General features: G+C 48.2%; 1 protein-coding gene. It reads left to right on the forward strand.

Going from position 1 to position 695, the window contains the following annotated elements; genetic code table 11:
- A partial coding sequence (locus AC1DWI_RS25415) for a hypothetical protein (protein ID WP_477726220.1) occupies window positions 1–695 on the forward strand: 695 nt, incomplete at both ends.

Genomic DNA, 695 nt, shown 5'->3' on the forward strand with positions numbered 1-695 from the left:
TGCTTGTGTTTGCGCTCGCTTGTTTTTTTGCCAAGAACGATTTTGAATATTTCAAACACTACGTCTACGACTTCACGCACGAAGGGGATAGATATGCCGCGTTAGCGGATACGACAGGAAATACAACGGGAAAGACAACGGGAGATACGGCGGCGAAGGCTGTCGCCGAGTCAAAGACACTCGCCATCTTTACCGGCGATACCGGTCATATCACCAAGGGAAAACTCCTGGATGCAAGCTACAAAAAAGAGTACGACCAGCTTCCTGAAAAACTCTACAACCTCAGTTTTGGTGAAACCATCTATTGCGTTACCTGCAAAGACGGCAAGGGCGAAAAGCAACGCGGGTACTCGCTGATTGAAACGAATACACCTCAGGACCTGGAAAAGTATCAAACGAAGGTCGGCCAGGAAAACTGGAAAGCCTATTTAAAGCTCGCGATGAAGGGTGCTGCTGAATACCCCACCCTGCTGCCAGCCTTGCTTAATGACAACTACCTGATTTCAGCAGAAGACTTCAGCAGAAAATACGGCAGCGACTTCGATGCGTTTTATCTCAAGGAATTGCCGTATGGCGTCAAAGAAAAGCTTCTCGATTTCTATTCATCCGATGAAGGAGCGGCCTATCGGTTCGTGAATTCCGGAAATCTCAAATACTCAAGCCTGTTAAGGGAAGGCGATTTCAGCGGCCAGGAC

The organism is Polaromonas sp. P3_C2 (assembly GCF_056402675.1).